Below are 16,963 nucleotides of genomic sequence, written 5' to 3'. Positions count from 1 at the left end.
CGGCCCTGGTTTCCTGCGAGGGCAGGGGCTGCGTGCAACCACGCCATGAAGGACACATCGTCGTGACCACTTCCGTTTCCGAAGTCGCCCCGGCCGAGGCCGGCTTTGAACTGACCCCGCCGCCCACCGCCACCGCCATGAGCGTGACCAAGCGCAATGGCAACACCGAGCCGGTGGACCTGAACAAGATCGTCCGCGCCATCCAGCGCTGCTGCGAAGGCCTGCATGCGGTCGACCCGATGCGCGTGGCCACCCGCACCATTTCCGGCCTGTACAACGGCGCCACCACCCAGGAACTGGACGAACTGTCCATCCGCACTGCCGCACTGCTGATTGGCGAAGAGCCCGAGTACGGCCGCCTGGCCGCGCGCCTGCTGGCCAACTTCATCGGCAAGGAAGTCTCCGGCCAGGAAATCCATGCGTTCTCGCAGTCGGTGGGCCGTGGCCACGAAGTGGGCCTGATCAACGACCGCCTGCTCAACTTCGTGCAGATCAACGCACGCAAGCTCAATGACGCCATCGACCCGGCGTTCGACCTGAACTTCGATTACTTCGGCCTGCGCACGCTGTACGACCGCTACCTGCTGCGTCACCCGCACACGCGCAAGGTCATCGAGAACCCGCAGCAGTTCTTCCTGCGCATCGCCAGCGCGCTGAGCGAGGACGTGCCCGAAGCACTGGCGCTGTACCAGCGCCTGGGCAGCCTGGATTACCTGCCGTCCAGCCCGACCCTGTTCAATGCCGGCACCAGCCACGAGCAGCTGTCCTCGTGCTTCCTGCTGGATTCGCCGCAGGACTCGCTCGAATCCATCTACAGCAAGTACGGCGATATCGCGCAGCTGTCCAAGTTCAGCGGCGGCATCGGCGTGAGCTACACCCGCGTGCGTTCGCGCGGCTCGCTGATCAAGTCCACCAACGGCCATTCCAACGGCATCGTGCCGTGGCTGAAGACGCTGGATTCGTCGGTGGCGGCGGTCAACCAGGGCGGCAAGCGCAAGGGCGCGGCCTGCGTGTACCTGGAAACCTGGCACGCCGACATCGAGGATTTCCTCGAACTACGTGACAACGCCGGTGATGATGCGCGCCGCACCCACAACCTCAACCTGGCCAACTGGGTGCCGGACCTGTTCATGCAGCGTGTCGAAAAGGACCAGGAATGGTCGCTGTTCGATCCGCGCGTGGTGCCCGAGTTCACCGACCTGTACGGCCCGGCCTTCGAGCAGGCCTACCTGCAGGCCGAAGCGCAGGGCAAGGCCGCGCGTACCATCAGTGCGCGCAAGCTGTACGGCCGCATGATGCGCACCCTGGCCGAGACCGGCAACGGCTGGATGACCTTCAAGGACAAGTGCAACCTGGCCAGCAACCAGACCCTGCGCCCGGGCAACGTGATCCACCTGTCCAACCTGTGCACCGAGATCCTGGAAGTCTGCTCCAACGACGAGACCGCGGTGTGCAACCTGGGCTCGATCAACCTGGGTAACCATTTTGATGAGCATGGCGATTTCGACTACGACAAGCTGGCCGAAACCGTGCGCCTGGCCGTGCGTCAGCTTGACCGCGTCATCGACCTGAACTTCTACCCGATCGAAAGCACGCGCCGTGGCAACCTGCGCTGGCGCCCGGTGGGCCTGGGCTGCATGGGCCTGCAGGATGTGTTCTTCCGCAAGCGCCTGCCGTTTGACTCGGCCGAGGCGCGCGCGCTGTCGAAGAAGATTGCCGAGACCATCTACTTCCACGCCCTGGAAACCTCGTGCGAGCTGGCCCAGGAGCGTGGCAAGCATCCTTCGTTCAACGACACCCGTGCGGTCAATGGCGAGCTGCAGTTCGATGCCTGGAACGTGGTACCGGAAGACACCGCGCGCTGGGACGCGCTGCGCGAGCGCATCAAGCAGCATGGCCTGCGCAACTCGCTGATGATCGCCATCGCCCCGACCGCGACCATCGCCTCGATCGCCGGCTGCTACGAGTGCGTGGAACCGCAGGTGTCCAACCTGTTCAAGCGCGAGACGCTGTCCGGTGACTTCCTGCAGATCAACCGCCACCTGGTCGGCGAGCTGAAGCAGCTGGGCCTGTGGACGGCGGAGATGCGTGATGCGATCAAGCTGGCCGATGGTTCGATCCAGAACCTGCCGCAGATTCCCGAGGCGCTGCGCCACATCTACCGCACCGCATGGGAACTGCCGATGCGCTCGCTGATCGACATGGCCGCCGAGCGCGGTGCCTTCATTGACCAGTCCGCCTCGCTCAACCTGTTCATGGAAAGCCCGAACATCGGCGCGATGTCCTCCATGTACATGTACGCGTGGAAACAGGGCATCAAGACCACGTATTACCTGCGCTCGCGCCCGGCCACCAAGATCGCCAAGACCACGGTCAGCAGCTACACCCCGGTCGAAGCGGTGGCCTGCTCGCTGGAAAACCCGGAAGCCTGCGAGGCCTGCCAGTAACCGCCGCTTCAGCCCCTCTCCCGCAGGCGGGAGAGGGGTTGGGGTGAGGGCGCTCTGAAAGCACGTAGCGCCCTCCAGGAACCAACCCTCATCCGGCGCTGCGCGCCACCTTCTCCCGCAGTGAGAAGGAAATGGAGAAACCCCCATGTCGTCGAAAAAACCCAACCAGATGCTGCTTGATCCCGGCTTCGAGCTGACCCTGCGTCCGATGCGTTACCCGGACTTCTACGAGATGTACCGCAACGCGATCAAGAACAGCTGGACCGTGGATGAGATCAACTTCCAGATCGACATCACCGACCTGCACCAGAAGATGACGCCGGCCGACCGCCATCTCATCCACCGCCTGGTTGCGTTCTTCGCCACCGGCGATTCCATCGTCTCCAACAACCTGGTGTTGAACCTGTACCAGCACCTCAATGCGCCGGAAGCGCGCATGTACCTGTCGCGCCAGCTGTATGAAGAAGCGCTGCACGTGCAGTTCTACCTGACCCTGCTGGACAACTACCTGCCGGATCCGGAAGAGCGCTTCAAGGCGTTTGACGCGGTGGAGAACATCGACTCGATCAAGAAGAAGGCCGACTTCTGCTTCAAGTGGATCGATTCCATCCAGGGCATCACCCGCATCGAGACCCGCGAGCAGCGCCGCCAGTTCCTGCTCAACCAGATCTGCTTTGCCGCGTGCATCGAAGGCCTGTTCTTCTTCGCAGCGTTTGCCTACGTGTACTACTTCCGTTCGCGTGGCCTGCTGCCGGGGTTGGCGTCGGGCACCAACTGGGTGTTCCGCGATGAAAGCTGCCACATGGACTTCGCCTTCGAGTGCGTGCGCACCATCCGTGCCGAAGAGCCGGATCTGTTCGACGCGAAGATGGAGCAGGAGGTTTACCAGATGCTGGAAGAAGCCATCGAGTGTGAAGTGCAGTTCGCCGAGGACGTGTTGTCCGGTGGCGTGGCCGGCATCTCCACCCGCGACATGCGCCAGTACCTGCAGCACTGCGCCGACAACCACTTCGCCAAGCTGGGCATGGCCCGCAAGTACAACGTGCGCAACCCGCTGCCGTTCATGGAGCTGCAGGACGTGCAGGAGCTGACCAACTTCTTCGAGCGCCGCGTCTCCGCCTACCAGGTGGGCGTGCAGGGCGAAGTCTCGTTCGACATGGCGTTCTGATTCAGGCCAGATGTGTTGCGGGAAGCAGGAAGCAGTACAAACGCGGCGCTCCCCTTCACCTGAAGAAAATGCTCTGCTCCCTCCCTTTCGCAAAGCGAAGGGGAGGGTTGGGGAGGGGTGCTTTGGGGCTCTCTCCGCAACCTGGCCTTTGTTGAGCATTGTTGAAGAAACAGCAACAGCAACAGCACCCCTCCCCAGCCCTCCCCTGCGCCATGCGCAAGGGAGGGGGCTAAAGCAACGCAACACCGTGTCGTTGCGCGCGGCGCACAGGGTCACCGCGCACTGCTGTGCGTCGTCACCCCGCATACACCGGCTGCACAGGTGGCCGGGCGTATCATCCGGGCAACCTCTGAAGGCGTTCCCCCATGACTCCCATTCCCGAAACCGATCCGCCCGTCGAAGTCCGCATGGCCGAGATCGTGTTCCCCAACCACACCAACCACATGGGCACGCTGTTCGGTGGCCAGGCGTTGGCATGGATGGACAAGGCCGCGTTTCTGGCCGCTGCCCGCTATTCGCGCCGTACCGTGGTCACCGCACGTTCGGACCAGGTGGATTTCAAGCTGCCGATCCGCGTCGGGCAGATGGTGGAAACCATCGGCCGCGTGGTGCGCGTGGGCCGCAGTTCGATGACCGTGGAAGTGGAGCTGGTCACCGAGGACCTGCTCACCGGCGAGCGCAAGCTGTGCACCAAGGGCACCTTCGTGATGATTGCGCTGGATGCCGAAGGGCACCCCACGACCGTGCCGGCACTGCCGCGGCAGGCCTGAAACACTTGCCGATGAGCCTGTCCTCGTCAGCCCCCGGCGCACGCCTGTCACCGGCGGTGATCACCGAACTGCCGGAATTCATCGCCCGGCACCGGCGCCTGTTCGTGGTGACCGGCGCCGGCTGCAGCACCGATTCGGGCATCCCGGATTACCGGGATGCCGACGGCCATTGGAAGCGCACGCCGCCGGTGAACTACCAGGCCTTCATGGGCGAGGCCGCGACGCGGCAACGCTATTGGGCGCGCAGCCTGGTGGGCTGGTCGACCTTTGGTCGTGCCCGCCCCAACACCACGCATCATGCGTTGGCGGCACTGGAAGCCGACGGCCGCATCGAACTGCTGCTGACCCAGAATGTGGATTGCCTGCACCAGCGTGCCGGCAGCCAGACCGTGATTGACCTGCACGGGCGCCTGGACCAGGTGCGTTGCATGGGCTGCGAAGCACGTTCACCGCGCGAGGCATTGCAGCAGCGGCTGCTCGATGCCAACCCGGGCTGGGATGCATTCGATGCCGGCATCGCCCCGGACGGTGATGCCGATCTTGAGACGGACTTTTCCAGCTTTCAGATACCGGCGTGCCTGCAGTGCGGCGGCATCCTCAAACCGGACGTGGTGTTCTTTGGCGAGAACGTGCCGCGCGACCGTGTCGAGACCGTGCACGCACACCTGCAGCGCGCCGATGCGGTGCTGGTGGTGGGCTCCTCGCTGATGGTGTATTCGGGCTTCCGCTTTGTCGATGCCGCGGCCAAGGCGGGCCTGCCCATCGCCATGGTGAACCTGGGCCGGAGCCGCGCCGATGCATTGCTGTCGCTGAAGGTGGAGATGTCCTGCGCGCAGGCCCTGGCCTTCCTGCTCGACGGCACCAAGACGCAGTGATCCACCACGCCGGTTGAACCGCGGCTGGTGCGGGCGTGCAATGGGCACCCCACTTTCCGGATCATCCCCGTGAGCCACCTGTTTTCGCCCCTGTCGCTGGGCCCGCTGTCACTTTCCAACCGCATCGTCATCGCGCCGATGTGCCAATACTCGGCGCAGGACGGCCAGGCCAGCGATTGGCACACCATCCACCTGGGACAACTGGCGCAGTCCGGCGCCGGGCTGCTGATCGTGGAAGCCACCGCGGTGCTGCCGGAAGGGCGCATCAGCTGGGCCGACCTGGGCCTGTGGGACGACGCCACCGAGGCGGCACTGGGCAAGGTGCTGGCCTCGGTGCGGCGCTGGTCGCGGATGCCGCTGGGCGTGCAGTTGGCCCATGCAGGGCGCAAGGCCTCCACCGCGCGCCCCTGGGACGGCGGCCGCGCCATCGCGCCGGAGCAGGAACACGGCTGGCAGGTGATGGCGCCGTCGGCACTGCCGTTCCTGGAGGGCGAACCAACGCCACAGGCGCTGGATGCCGCCGGCATCGACGCGGTGGTCGAGGCCTTCGTTGCCGCAGCGCTGCGTTCGGTACGGCTGGGTTTTGACCTGATCGAGCTGCATGCCGCGCACGGTTATCTGCTGCACCAATTCCTGTCGCCACTGAGCAACCATCGCAGCGATGAATACGGCGGTGCGCTGGAGAACCGCATGCGCCTGCTGTTGCGCGTGTTTGATGCGGTGCGTGCGGCGGTGCCGGCCCAGGTGGCCGTGGGCGTGCGCATCTCCGCCACCGACTGGGTGGAGGGCGGTTGGGACGTGATGCAGAGCATCGAACTGGCCAAGGCACTGGAGGCGCGCGGCAACGATTTCCTGCATGTGTCCAGTGGTGGCCTGGACCCGCGCCAGCAGATTCCGGTGGGCCCGGGGTATCAGGTGCCGGCGGCCGAGGCGATCAAGGCGCAGATCAGCACGCCGGTGATCGTGGTGGGCTTGATCACCGAACCGGCGCAGGCCGAGGCGATCCTGGTGGAAGGCCGTGCAGACGCCATCGGCATCGCCCGCGGCATCCTCTACGACCCGCGTTGGCCGTGGCATGCCGCCGCGGCATTGGGCACGCATATCAGCGTATCGCCGCAGTACCTGCGCTGCGAACCGCACGAGGCGCGTGGGCTGTTCGACGTTGGCCGCTGCGACTGAGCACGACGGCGCGGTACTACACGTGGTCGCTGTCCACCCGCCAGTCGGTGGGTAGTGCATCGACCACGTGCTGCAGCAGTGCCCGGATCTTCGGTGTCAGGTCGCGTCGGTCGCTGACGCACAGGAACACCCGCATCGGCGCGGGAGCGGCGCATGCCTCGCCGGCGGTGTCGCCCGCCTCGAACAGCGCCCGCAGCTCGCCGCGTGCCAGATAGGGCGCAGCCACGAACGCCGCAAGGCGGGTGATGCCGCCACCATTGACGGCCATCGCCGCCAGTGCGTCGATGTCGTCGCTGACCAGCGTCGGCTGTACTTCGGCATCAAAATGCAGGCCATCGCGCACGAACCCCCAGCGCAGGGGGCGCCCATCCTGCGGATACCGGAACAGCAGGCAGCGGTGCTCGCGCAGTTCTTCCGGCGTGCGCGGCGTGCCGGCGCTGGCCAGGTAGGACGGCGCCGCGCAGAACACGAACGGCACCTGCGCGATCGGGCGTGCCACCAGGCCTTCTTCCAGCTGCGGCTCGATACGCAGGCTGACATCCACGTCTTCATGCGCATGGTCCACGCTGCGATCAGCAAGCAGCAAGGCGATGTCGAGCCGCGGGTAACGCTGCTGCAGTGCCGGCAACAACGGCGCGAGCACATGCCGGCCGAATGCCGCGCTGCTGGCGATGCGCAGGCGCCCGGCCGGGGTGGCATCGGGGTCGGTGACGGCGGCCTGTGCGCGTTGCAGGTCGCGTTCGATATGGCGCACCTGGGCCAGATACAGCGCGCCGCGTTCGGTCAGCGCCAGTTGCCGGGTGGTGCGGTTGAACAGGCGCACGCCCAGGTGGGCTTCCAGCCGGGCGATGTTCTGGCCAACGGCGGCGGCACTGATGCCCAGCGTGCGCGCGGCAGCGGCAAGGCTGCCCGCGTCGGCGGTGCGGATGAAGCTGCGGATGGAGTGGAGGATGTTCATGCCGGGCGGCATTGTCCGGGGTAATTCCAAAATAATTCTTTATAAAGCGCCAAGTACGGGCGATCTAGTCGAAAACCGCCGCCTTGCCTATCGTGCCCGGTTGGCCGTCACCGATGGGTTGTGCAACACGCGGCCACAGCGCGGGAGCTGCGTTCCACCGCCACCCACGCATGGACGTCGCCTGCCCGTGTCGGCGCTGCATCCACACCGATCGGCTTGTGTGTGGACGGCATCATCCGTGTCAGCTGCAACTGCTTTTGGCCCGCTGTGGCAAGAACGGTTACTGTCCGCGACCTCCCTGTGCAATGTTGTTGGCCATGCGCCCTGATTTCATCCTCACCCTTTCCTGCCCGGACCGTACCGGCATCGTCTACCGCGTCTCCGGCCTGCTGTTCGAGGCGGGCTGCAACATCCTCGATGCACAGCAGTTCGGTGACGAGGAAAGCGGGCGCTTCTTCCTGCGTGTGCATTTCGACATCGGCGACAAGGGCGAGGTGCCGGGTGTGCGCGCACGCCTGCAGGCGCTGGGCGAAGCGTTCGCCATGCAGTGGGAGCTGCACGACGCCCGCCGCCGTGCGCGCCTGCTGGTGCTGGTCAGCAAGCAGGGCCATTGCCTCAATGACCTGTTGTTCCGCACCCACAGCCGCCAGCTGAAGGTGGACATTGCCGCAGTGGCGTCCAACCACGCTGATTTCGGCGCACTGGCCGGCTCCTACGGCGTGCCGTTCCACCACCTGCCGGTGGATGCGGACAACCGCGCGCAGCAGGAGCAGCAGATCATCGACCTGGTCGAGCGCGAGCGCATCGACCTGGTGGTGCTGGCGCGCTACATGCAGATCCTGTCACCGCGCCTGTGCCAGGCGCTGGCCGGCCGCGCGATCAATATCCATCACAGCTTCCTGCCCAGCTTCAAGGGCGCCCAGCCGTACCACCAGGCGCACGCGCGCGGGGTCAAGATCATCGGCGCCACCGCGCACTACGTGACGTCCGATCTGGACGAAGGCCCGATCATCGAACAGGACGTCGCGCGCGTGGACCATGCAATGACGCCACGTGACCTGGTGCAGCTGGGCAGCGACACCGAGTCGCTGGTGCTGGCCCGCGCGGTACGCCGCCACGTCGAACACCGCATCGTGCTCAACGGCCATCGCACGGTCGTGTTCCGCTGAGGAGCGCGCGGGAGCTCTACCCCTCCCCGGCCCTCCCCTTGCCTGTGGCAAAGGGAGGGGGTTGTCCTGCCTGGTCTGACCGATCACAGCGAAGCCCGCTTTCACCCTCCTTTTGCCGCAGGCAAGGGGAGGGCTGGGGAGGGGTTGCGCCTTGCCGTTGCCGCAACCCGCTCAAGCCCTATTCACCCCACCACGTCGATCCCGCCTTCCACCAGGGCAATGCGCACGGCGGCATCGTTGGCGGCGGACACCGGCCGTGTCAGCTCCCACAGGAAGCGCACGCGAAAGCCGCTGATGGCCGCGTCCTGCGCGCTCCACAGCACGCAGTAATCGCGCGCCAGCCCGCAGACGTGCACCTCGGTGATGCCGCGCTCATGCAGCCAGCCGGCCAGGCCGGTGGCGGGGCGGTCGCCGCGCGGGCCGAAGTTCTCGCGGAAGGCGCTGTACGAATCCACCTGGCGATCACTGCCCTTGCGCAAGATCAGGCTGGCGCTGTTCCAGTCCACGCGCGGATCCAGTGCGGCACCGGCGGTGCCCTGCACGCAGTGGTCCGGCCACAGCGTCTGCGACTGGCCGTGCAGGGTGATCACCTCCAGCGGCTTGTGGCCCGGATGCTGGCTGGCGAAGGAGGCATGGTCGCGCGGGTGCCAATCCTGCGTGGCCACCACCGTGGCGTATTTTCCTGAAGCCAGCAGCGCGGCGATGCCGGGCACGATGGCGTCGCCCTGTTGGCATGGCAGTGCGCCACCAGGCATGAAATCCGGCTGCAGATCCACCACCAGCAGTGCTACGTCTTTTGCGTACATCCACGGTTTCCTGACGCGAGGGTAGGCACAGTCTACGACTACGGGTTGCCTCGGGCCCGGCATGGCGGCAGGCCAGGCCCTCCGGACAGGAGTGTGGACATGATCGATGGCTGGGAAATGGGGCTGCGCCTGCTGCTGGCGGCGGTGCTGGGCGCGGTGATCGGCATCAACCGTGGGCGCCTGGAATGGGCGGCGGGGCTGCGTACGCACATGCTGGTCTGCGTGGGCTCGGCACTGGCCATCATCGTCTCGGCATTCGGTTTCGACGATGTGCTGGGACGCGCGAATGTGATGCTCGATCCGTCGCGCATCGCCGCGCAGGTGATCAGCGGGGTCGGTTTCCTGGGCGCGGGCACCATCCTGTTCCTGCAGCGCGAGCAGGTGATCCGTGGCCTGACCACGGCCGCCGGGTTGTGGGCGGTGGCCGCGGTGGGGCTTGCCGCAGGCGCCGGGCTGTATCTGGCCGCACTGATGACCACCGCGTTGCTGTGGGCGATCCTGGCCCTGCTCAAGCCACTGGAACAGCGCTACCTGCGTCGTCGCGCACGCAGCGGCCGCGTGCGTCTGTGCCTGGCAGAAGGGGCGTCGTTGGCGCGTGTGCAGGCGGCCGTGGAGGACGCCGGCCTGCCGGTGAAGCGCATCACCCTGCGTGCCCGCGTCGAGGGCAATGCCATCGTCGATATCGATTGCGAGCCACCGCCCACGCGCGAACAGCTGCTGGACAAGGCGCAGCGGCTGGGGGCGGTGGAGGGGGGGGGTCGGTGGAGTTGCCCGGGCGCGCGCCGTAGGGCGGGCACGCTGATGCCGGCGGCTTCATGGGCCCCGCTCCCGGAGGGGAGCGGGGCCGTCAAACGCAGCGCTCAAACCGATGCGCTGTGGGCGCGATGGATCAGAAGCGCTGCTGGTACTTCATGTACATGAAACGGCCGATGTCGAAGCCACCGTAGTAGGTGAAGCTGCTGTTCGGCTGGCTGTACATGATCGGGCCTTCGTGCTTGAACACGTTGTTGACGCCCAGTGACACGGTGCCGTCCCACGGCAGTGCATAACGCACCTGCAGGTCGTGGAAGGTGTTGGAACCCAGCTTGCGGCTGGGCTGCATGTCCGTGTACGCCGACTGGAAGTTCGGCAGGTTGCACTCCGGGCCGCCGTCCAGATCGTAGGAGCACTTCTCCTTCATGCTGGAGTAGTAACGGGTGGTCCAGGTCGCGCCGAAGTTGCCGTTCTGCCAGTCCATCGTCAGGTTGGAACGCACGCGGAAGTTGCCTTCCCAGCCGGTGAGCTGCTCCACCGGGGTGGTGTCCACGTTGTCGCTCTTGCGCGAGAGGTAGTCCACGTAGGTGGTGTTCCAGCGCAGCGACAGCTGGCCGAAGGCCATTTCCGGCAGGCGGTAGCGCACGCCTAGGTCATAACCGGCCGTTTCCTGGTAACCGGCGTTGTTCAACGAACGGTTCATGCCGCTGACCTGGCCCTTGTTGTCACCGGAGGTGTAGCGGGTGAAGCGGTCGCAGGCCGAGGCGACGTTCTGCACGTAGCACTGGTTGAGGATGTCGGTGGCCGACTCGCCGACGATCACGTCGTCGATGCGGATCTTCCACCAGTCCAGGCTCAGGTCCAGGCCGGAGACGAAGTCCGGGCTGTAGACCAGGCCCACGGTCCAGGTCTTGGCGGTTTCCGGCTTCAGCGCGGCATTGGAGCCGGAGGTGAAATCGGTGACCGCCTGCACGCCGGAGGTGGTGGCCAGCTCGCCGTCGCCGGTCCGCTGGCGGAAGTCGGCGTCCAGGCCGGCTGCGGCGCAGCGTGCGGCCACTTCGCTGTTGCGTGCGGCGGCGCCGAAGGCGCGGTCACACGGGTCGGTGATGCGGTCACGGGTGGTGACGGTGCCGCCGTACAGGTCGTCCACGGTCGGCGCACGGAAGCCGGTGCCGTAGGTGGCACGCACCAGCAGTTCGTCCACCGGCTTCCACTTCAGGCCGAACTTGCCGTTGGTGGTGCCGCCGAAGTTGTTGTAGTCCGAGTAACGGCCGGCCACATCGAGTGACAGCTCACGGGCGAAAGGCAGGTCCGCCAGCAACGGCACCTGCAGCTCCAGGTAGACCTCGTCGAGCTTGTAGTCGCCACGGGTCGGCTTGCCGCTGGTGCCGGCGATCTGGCCGTTCTGCACCATCAGGTCCGGGGTGTAGCTGGCTTCCTCACTGCGGTGTTCCACGCCCATCGCGGCCAGGATGTCACCGGCCGGCAGGGTTGCCAGCGCGCCGGAGATGTTGGCGCTGGCCACCTTGGTGGTGCTGCGGATATCGTCGACGAAGCTCTTGAACAGGTAGTCGCGCACGGCACGGTCGCCGCTGAGCGAGCCGGTGCTGTTGCTGCCCGACGGTGCCAGCGGATTCCACGGCACGCAGCCTTCGATCACGTTGCCGACGGTGCCGCAGCGGGCCACGCCATTGGCATCCATGAAGGACGGGCCGACGGCCAGGTTGACGTGCGGCTGGTACATGCTCTGCAACGTGCGGCGCTCGCCTTCATTGCGGTTGTACATGTAGCTGACGTTCCAGTCCCAGTAACGCGAGCCGGTTTCAAAGCTGCCCTCCAGGCCCAGGCTGGCACGCTTGGTGGTCAGGCTGTTGTTGGTCGCACGCGGATACTCCTCGGTGCGGTGCGAGAAGCGGACGTCCTGGTTCCAGTGGTTGAACATGCTGTCGGCCGACAGCGGCGCACGCGTACCGTTGTTGATCTGCGCGGCGGATACCGAGTACGGGTAGCCGGCCAGCTGCTTGAGCGATTCACGCTCGCTGTACAGCACGTCGGCCACCACGCGCAGGTTGTCGGTGATCTGGAAACCACCGTTGGCGAAGGCCGACTTGCGCTCCAGTGCGGAGAGCAGGGTCATGTTGGTCTTGGTGTTGGCGTAGTACGCCGGGTCCAGCGGCTTGAAGTTCTCCACCTTGGACGGATCGCCACCCGGGCCGACGCTGAGGTTCTCTTTGCCTACCGTCACCGAGCCCCACTCGGTGGTGCCGTTGAGGCCATCGGTGGGGTGGTACGGGCCGTTCGGGTAAGCGGTGAACTCGCGTGCGCCGCCCAGTACCGGATCTTCCTTGGACTTCTCGGCGCCCACGCTGAACCAGCCGCGCTCGAAGGTCTTGCCGAAGTTGGCGCTGTAGGAGCGCTTCTGGCCGTCGCCTTCGCTGTACTGGCCAACGTAGGCGCTGGCGTTGCCGCCGTCGAAATTCTTGCGGGTGATGACGTTGACCACGCCGGCAATGGCGTCGGAGCCGTACAGTGCCGAGGCACCGTCGGTGAGTACTTCAACGCGCTCGACGATGGCCGAGGGAATCGAGCCGACGTCGGAATAACCGCCCGCGCTCACGCCCATGCGGCGGCCGTCGATCAGCACCAGGGTGCGTTCCGGGCCGAGGCTGCGCAGGCTGACGAACATGCCGCCGTAGTCGCGGCCGGAAGACAGGGCCGAGGCGCGGCTCAGCGCCGGTGCGCCGGCTGCGGTGACATCCTGCAGGATGTCGGCAACGTTGACGTAGCCCTTCTTTTCGATCTCGGCACGGCTCAGTGCGATCACCGGCTGTGCGGTTTCGACGCTGGCCTGGCGGATTCGCGAACCTGTGATCTCGATGCGGTCCAGGGTGGTGGTGGAATCGCTGGCGTCCTGCGCGAATGCGGTGACGCTGCAGCTGCTGGCCAAGGCGAGGGTGATCGCTGAGCACAGCGGGGTCGACTTCAAAGACATCTCTTTCGGTTTTCCTTCGTACCTAACAACAAAAAAGCGCCCGTTTGGGGCGCTGTGACAGATGCATCACCGTTGGGGGAGGGACGCAGCATCCGCCATCACAGCTCCGCTGGCCGCCGGGTCTTGGGCGGGCGCGCATGATGAACCAATTGGATGGATGCGTGAAGGGATGACTTCCGCCGGCCCACCTGCACGCATGCAGGTGGGCCATTCACTCAGTGGACAGCTTTGCCGAATCAGGTTTCCCGCAGCGCGGTGGTGATCGGCAAGCGTGCCGCGCGCAGTGCCGGGAACAGGCCGCCGACCAGGCCAATCCCCAGTGCCCACTTCAGGCCACTCCACAACAACGGTGGCGAAACCTTGAACTGGAACACCACCTGGCTGAAGTTGTTGCCCAGCGTGGACACGGTGAAGTTGTTGAACGCCAGCCATGCGATGACGCCGCCCAGCAAACCGCCGAGCAGGGCCAGCAGCATGGTTTCCAGCATCACCGCGGTCACCACCGGCACGCCACGGAAACCGATGGCGCGCAGTGTTGCGATCTCCCGCGCACGCGTGGCCACGGCGGCATACATGGTGTTGAGTGCACCAAACACCGCGCCCACCGCCATGATCGCGCCGATCACCGTGCCCAGCACCTTCAACAGTTTGTTCAGGCCACCGCCCTGCTTGCGGTAGTACTCGCCGGTGGTTTCCACATCCAGCTTCAAACGTGGATCAGCCGCCACCGCAGCCTTGAACGTATCGAACCCGGCCTTGCCTTCGGTGCGCACGTAGATCGACTGCCATGCACCGCGGTTGTAGGTGGTGGCCAGGGTCTGCGCATCGGTCCACAGCTCCGATTCGTGCGCGTCACCGGATTCAAAAATGCCCACCACCGTCCACGCCTGGTTGCCGAGCGTGAGCGTGTTGCCTACTTCCAGCCCCTGGAACTGCTTCTGCGCACCACGCCCGGCCACGATTTCGCGCAGGCCGGTGCCGAACTTGCGGCCTTCAACGATGCGCACCTTGTCGTGTACCGCCCAGGCCTGCTCGCCGACGCCACGGAACTGCGCGTTGACGTCGGTGCCATCGCCGCGTGAGGTCAGGTTGACCACCTGCGAGACTTCGGCCGAAACCAGCGGCCGGCCATTTTCACCACGTGCCACGCCGGGCAGGGTTTCCAGCAGCGGCACCTGTTCGCGGGTGATGACCGAGTTGGTCTCGGCCTGCGAACCGCCGCGCAGCACGATGGCGGTGCTGTCATCGCCGGTGCTTTCCAGCGTGGCCTGGAAGCCCTGGCCCATCGCCAGCATTGCCACCAGCACGCCAACCACGCCGGCAATGCCGATCACGATCACCGACGAGGCACCCCAGCGTTGCGGCAGGCTGGCCAGGCCAATGCGTGTTGCCGCCAATGCCAGGCGCCCGCTGCGGGTGAGCAGCAGCCACAGCGCGATGACCAGCACCACCACCGCCACGCCGATCCACGGCAGTGCGATCCAGATGCCAAGGCCCACGACCAGCAGCAGAATGACCAGCGCGTTTGAAAGAAAATTCTTCATGTCGTTCTCCTCAGCGCCCGGCCAGTGCATCGACGATCTTCAGGCGCTTGGCCCGCAGTGCCGGCAACACGCCCACCACCAGGCCGATCACCACGATCAGCAGCACGCCTACCGCCCAGGTCTGCGTGGGTACGCTCGGTGGCAGCAGGCCCATGGTCTGCGGTGCCATCACCGGCAATGCCACGGCCGCCAGGCCCAGGCCGATTGCACCGCCCAGGCCGACCAGCAATACCGCCTCCACCATCACCAGCGTCAACACCGTGCCGTCCTTGAAGCCGAGTGTTTTCAACGTGGCCAGTTCGGGCACGCGCTCGCGCACGGCCTGCGCCATGGTGTTGCCGGTGAGCAGCAACAGGGTGAAGAACACCGCGCCCATGATCGAGGTGACGATCATGCCGATGTCGGCGAACTGCTTGATGAAAGCCTGCTGGAACGCCGATTCGGTCTGGCTCTTGGTTTCATGGTCGGAGTTGGCCGAGATCGCATCGATGGCCTGCGCCACGCGCGAGGCGTGGTCGGGGCTGTCCAGCCGCACCGTGTACCAGCTGACCTGGTTCTTGATGTAGTCGTTGGATTCGTCGAAGTACTTCCAGTTCATCATCAACTGGCGTTCTTCGTTGGCGGCGGTGGCAGTGTTCTTCGACTTGAAGATGCCGACCAGCTGCAGCGGCCAGTCGTTGCTGCCACCGCGCGGAAAGATGGTGGCCTGCAATGGGATGGTGTCGCCGATCTTCCAGCCGAACTGCTTGGCCAGTGATTCGCCGACGATGGCGCCGGTACGCGTGTTGCGGAACGCCTCCACCTGCTCCTTGGGGATTTCAAACTCGGTCAGCAGGTCGAAGTAGTTCGGTGCCACCGAAAAGTTGGGGAAGAAGTTCTTCGGGTCCTGGTAGATGCCGCCAAACCACATCGCGTAGGTGACATCGCTGACGCCTTCCACCTGGCGGATCTGTGATTCCAGACGGATCGGAATGGTCTGGGTGATGGACAGGCGCGAACCCACCACCAGGCGGTTTGCACCGGCCACGGTATTGCCGCCGCTGGCAAACGCCACCCGCACCGAGTCGAGCATGCCGAACAGCAGGAACGCGGTGACTACCGACAACAGTGTGAACAGTGTGCGCGTGCGGCTGCGGAACAGCTGCGCCCATATCAGTGAAAAGTACTTCATGGCCGTACTCCTCAGTGCACGGGGGCGTCGACCAGCTCGCCCTTGTCCAGATGCACGGTGTGGGTGGCGTATTCGGCCGCCTTGGGATCATGGGTGACCATGATGATGGTCTTGCCGTGTTCGCGGTTGAGCAGCTGCAGCAGGCCCAGCACTTCCTCGGCGCTCTGGCGGTCAAGGTCGCCGGTGGGCTCGTCGCAGATCAGGAAGGTGGGGTCGGAGACGATGGCGCGGGCAATGGCCACGCGCTGCTGCTGGCCGCCGGACAATTCATTGGGGCGGTGGTCGCGGCGCTCGGCCAGGCCGACCAGGGTCAATGCGATCTGCGCCCGGCGCTTGCGTTCGCTGGCATTGAGGTTGGTGAGCAGCAGCGGCAGTTCCACGTTCTTCTGCGCGGTGAGCATGGGCATCAGGTTGTAGAACTGGAACACGAAGCCGACGTGGTGGCTGCGCCAGGTGGACAGCTGGCCGGCACCGAGCTGGTCGATGCGCTGGTCTTCGATGTTGATCTCACCGCCGCTGGGTGTATCCAGGCCACCGATGAGGTTGAGCAGGGTGGTTTTGCCGGAGCCGGACGGGCCCATCAGGGCGACGAAGTCACCGCGGGTGATGTCCAGGTCGATGCCGTGCAGCACCTGTACTTTTTCAGGGCCACGCTGGTAGGTCTTGGTGATGTTGCGCAACGAGACGAGGGTACTCATGGGTGGTCCTCAGCGGTGAAGTGAATGTGTCCGGTGTTGCGATTGCCTTTGCTGTGGCAGCTGTCTTGCATTGGCTGTAGCTATGGCTATGGCTTTTGATTTTTCCCCCTCTCCCGTTCACGGGAGAGGGTTGGGGTGAGGGCAGTTGTTGCTTCTGCTTCTTTCTTGCTTTTGACGTACGGGTTCTCTGCCTACGCACCTGCGATGCTTCAGATCACAGGCCAACTCCGCTGTCGGGATTTCTTGACGGGACCTCCGTGTCCCGTCGAAAAACGACGTGCATCCATGCACGTCGCCCCTGCGGGGTCCTTTCCGTCAGCTCCGTTGCTGCGGAAGGGGCCCGGTACGTCAACAGCAACAGCAACTGCTGCCCTCACCCCAACCCTCTCCCGTGAACGGGAGAGGGGGTAAAGCTGAGCAGAAGCAAAAGCAC

The 16,963-nt window shown here is 65.3% G+C and carries 13 protein-coding genes; 7 read left to right on the top strand and 6 right to left on the bottom strand.

Annotated features, from left to right (window positions below; translation table 11 throughout):
• The first annotated feature begins 137 nt into the window (after positions 1-137).
• The 5 genes from ACVOLO_RS08240 (at position 138) to ACVOLO_RS08220 (ending at position 6,439) form a co-directional block, all read left to right on the top strand.
• On the top strand, positions 138-2,447 hold the full coding sequence (locus ACVOLO_RS08240) for a ribonucleoside-diphosphate reductase subunit alpha (RefSeq protein ID WP_481569830.1): 2,310 nt from the start codon (positions 138-140) through the stop codon (positions 2,445-2,447).
• Positions 2,448-2,592: 145 nt separating this feature from the next.
• A complete protein-coding gene (locus ACVOLO_RS08235; RefSeq protein ID WP_481569762.1) occupies positions 2,593-3,615 on the top strand; it encodes a ribonucleotide-diphosphate reductase subunit beta in 1,023 nt (340 codons plus the stop codon).
• A 365-nt stretch (positions 3,616-3,980) separates the two neighbouring features.
• The gene (locus ACVOLO_RS08230; RefSeq protein WP_481569761.1) at positions 3,981-4,385 is read left to right on the top strand and encodes an acyl-CoA thioesterase; all 405 of its coding nucleotides are present in this window, start codon (positions 3,981-3,983) and stop codon (positions 4,383-4,385) included.
• An 11-nt stretch (positions 4,386-4,396) separates the two neighbouring features.
• Positions 4,397-5,260: an NAD-dependent protein deacetylase gene (locus ACVOLO_RS08225; protein ID WP_481569760.1), complete on the top strand. Its 864-nt coding sequence runs from the start codon at positions 4,397-4,399 to the stop codon at positions 5,258-5,260.
• Between the two features lie 69 nt (positions 5,261-5,329).
• The gene (locus ACVOLO_RS08220) at positions 5,330-6,439 is read left to right on the top strand and encodes an NADH:flavin oxidoreductase/NADH oxidase (RefSeq protein ID WP_481569759.1); all 1,110 of its coding nucleotides are present in this window, start codon (positions 5,330-5,332) and stop codon (positions 6,437-6,439) included.
• A gap of 16 nt (positions 6,440-6,455) precedes the next feature.
• Here ACVOLO_RS08220 and ACVOLO_RS08215 read toward each other — a convergent pair whose 3' ends face one another.
• On the bottom strand, positions 6,456-7,397 hold the full coding sequence (locus ACVOLO_RS08215) for a LysR family transcriptional regulator (protein ID WP_481569758.1): 942 nt from the start codon (positions 7,395-7,397) through the stop codon (positions 6,456-6,458).
• 317 nt (positions 7,398-7,714) lie between these two features.
• Between ACVOLO_RS08215 and purU the strand changes: the two genes are divergently transcribed.
• Positions 7,715-8,566, top strand: a complete 852-nt coding sequence (purU, locus tag ACVOLO_RS08210; RefSeq protein ID WP_481569757.1) for a formyltetrahydrofolate deformylase — start codon at positions 7,715-7,717, stop codon at positions 8,564-8,566.
• Positions 8,567-8,748: 182 nt separating this feature from the next.
• On the opposite strand, the gene ACVOLO_RS08205 is transcribed toward purU, so the two are convergent.
• Positions 8,749-9,372, bottom strand: coding sequence for a nicotinamidase (locus tag ACVOLO_RS08205; RefSeq protein WP_481569756.1), 624 nt, complete (start codon positions 9,370-9,372; stop codon positions 8,749-8,751).
• A 99-nt stretch (positions 9,373-9,471) separates the two neighbouring features.
• On the opposite strand from ACVOLO_RS08205, the gene ACVOLO_RS08200 reads away from it, so the two are divergent.
• On the top strand, positions 9,472-10,293 hold the full coding sequence (locus tag ACVOLO_RS08200; RefSeq protein WP_481569755.1) for an MgtC/SapB family protein: 822 nt from the start codon (positions 9,472-9,474) through the stop codon (positions 10,291-10,293).
• Here the strand turns inward: ACVOLO_RS08200 and ACVOLO_RS08195 are convergent.
• The 4 genes from ACVOLO_RS08195 to ACVOLO_RS08180 form a co-directional block, all read right to left on the bottom strand.
• On the bottom strand, positions 10,262-13,117 hold the full coding sequence (locus ACVOLO_RS08195; protein ID WP_481569754.1) for a TonB-dependent receptor: 2,856 nt from the start codon (positions 13,115-13,117) through the stop codon (positions 10,262-10,264). The genes ACVOLO_RS08200 and ACVOLO_RS08195 overlap by 32 nt on opposite strands.
• Positions 13,118-13,353: 236 nt before the next feature.
• Positions 13,354-14,661 (bottom strand): ABC transporter permease, encoded by a 1,308-nt coding sequence (locus ACVOLO_RS08190; protein ID WP_481569753.1) that lies wholly within the window; start codon positions 14,659-14,661, stop codon positions 13,354-13,356.
• Between the two features lie 10 nt (positions 14,662-14,671).
• A complete protein-coding gene (locus tag ACVOLO_RS08185) occupies positions 14,672-15,832 on the bottom strand; it encodes an ABC transporter permease (RefSeq protein ID WP_481569752.1) in 1,161 nt (386 codons plus the stop codon).
• An 11-nt stretch (positions 15,833-15,843) separates the two neighbouring features.
• A complete protein-coding gene (locus ACVOLO_RS08180; protein WP_481569751.1) occupies positions 15,844-16,530 on the bottom strand; it encodes an ABC transporter ATP-binding protein in 687 nt (228 codons plus the stop codon).
• Positions 16,531-16,963 lie beyond the last annotated feature (433 nt).

The sequence above is a fragment of the Stenotrophomonas sp. STEN056 genome (genome assembly GCF_056759635.1).
The sequence above is the reverse complement of the archived record's forward strand: the minus strand, read 5'-3'. Positions and strand labels throughout refer to the sequence as shown.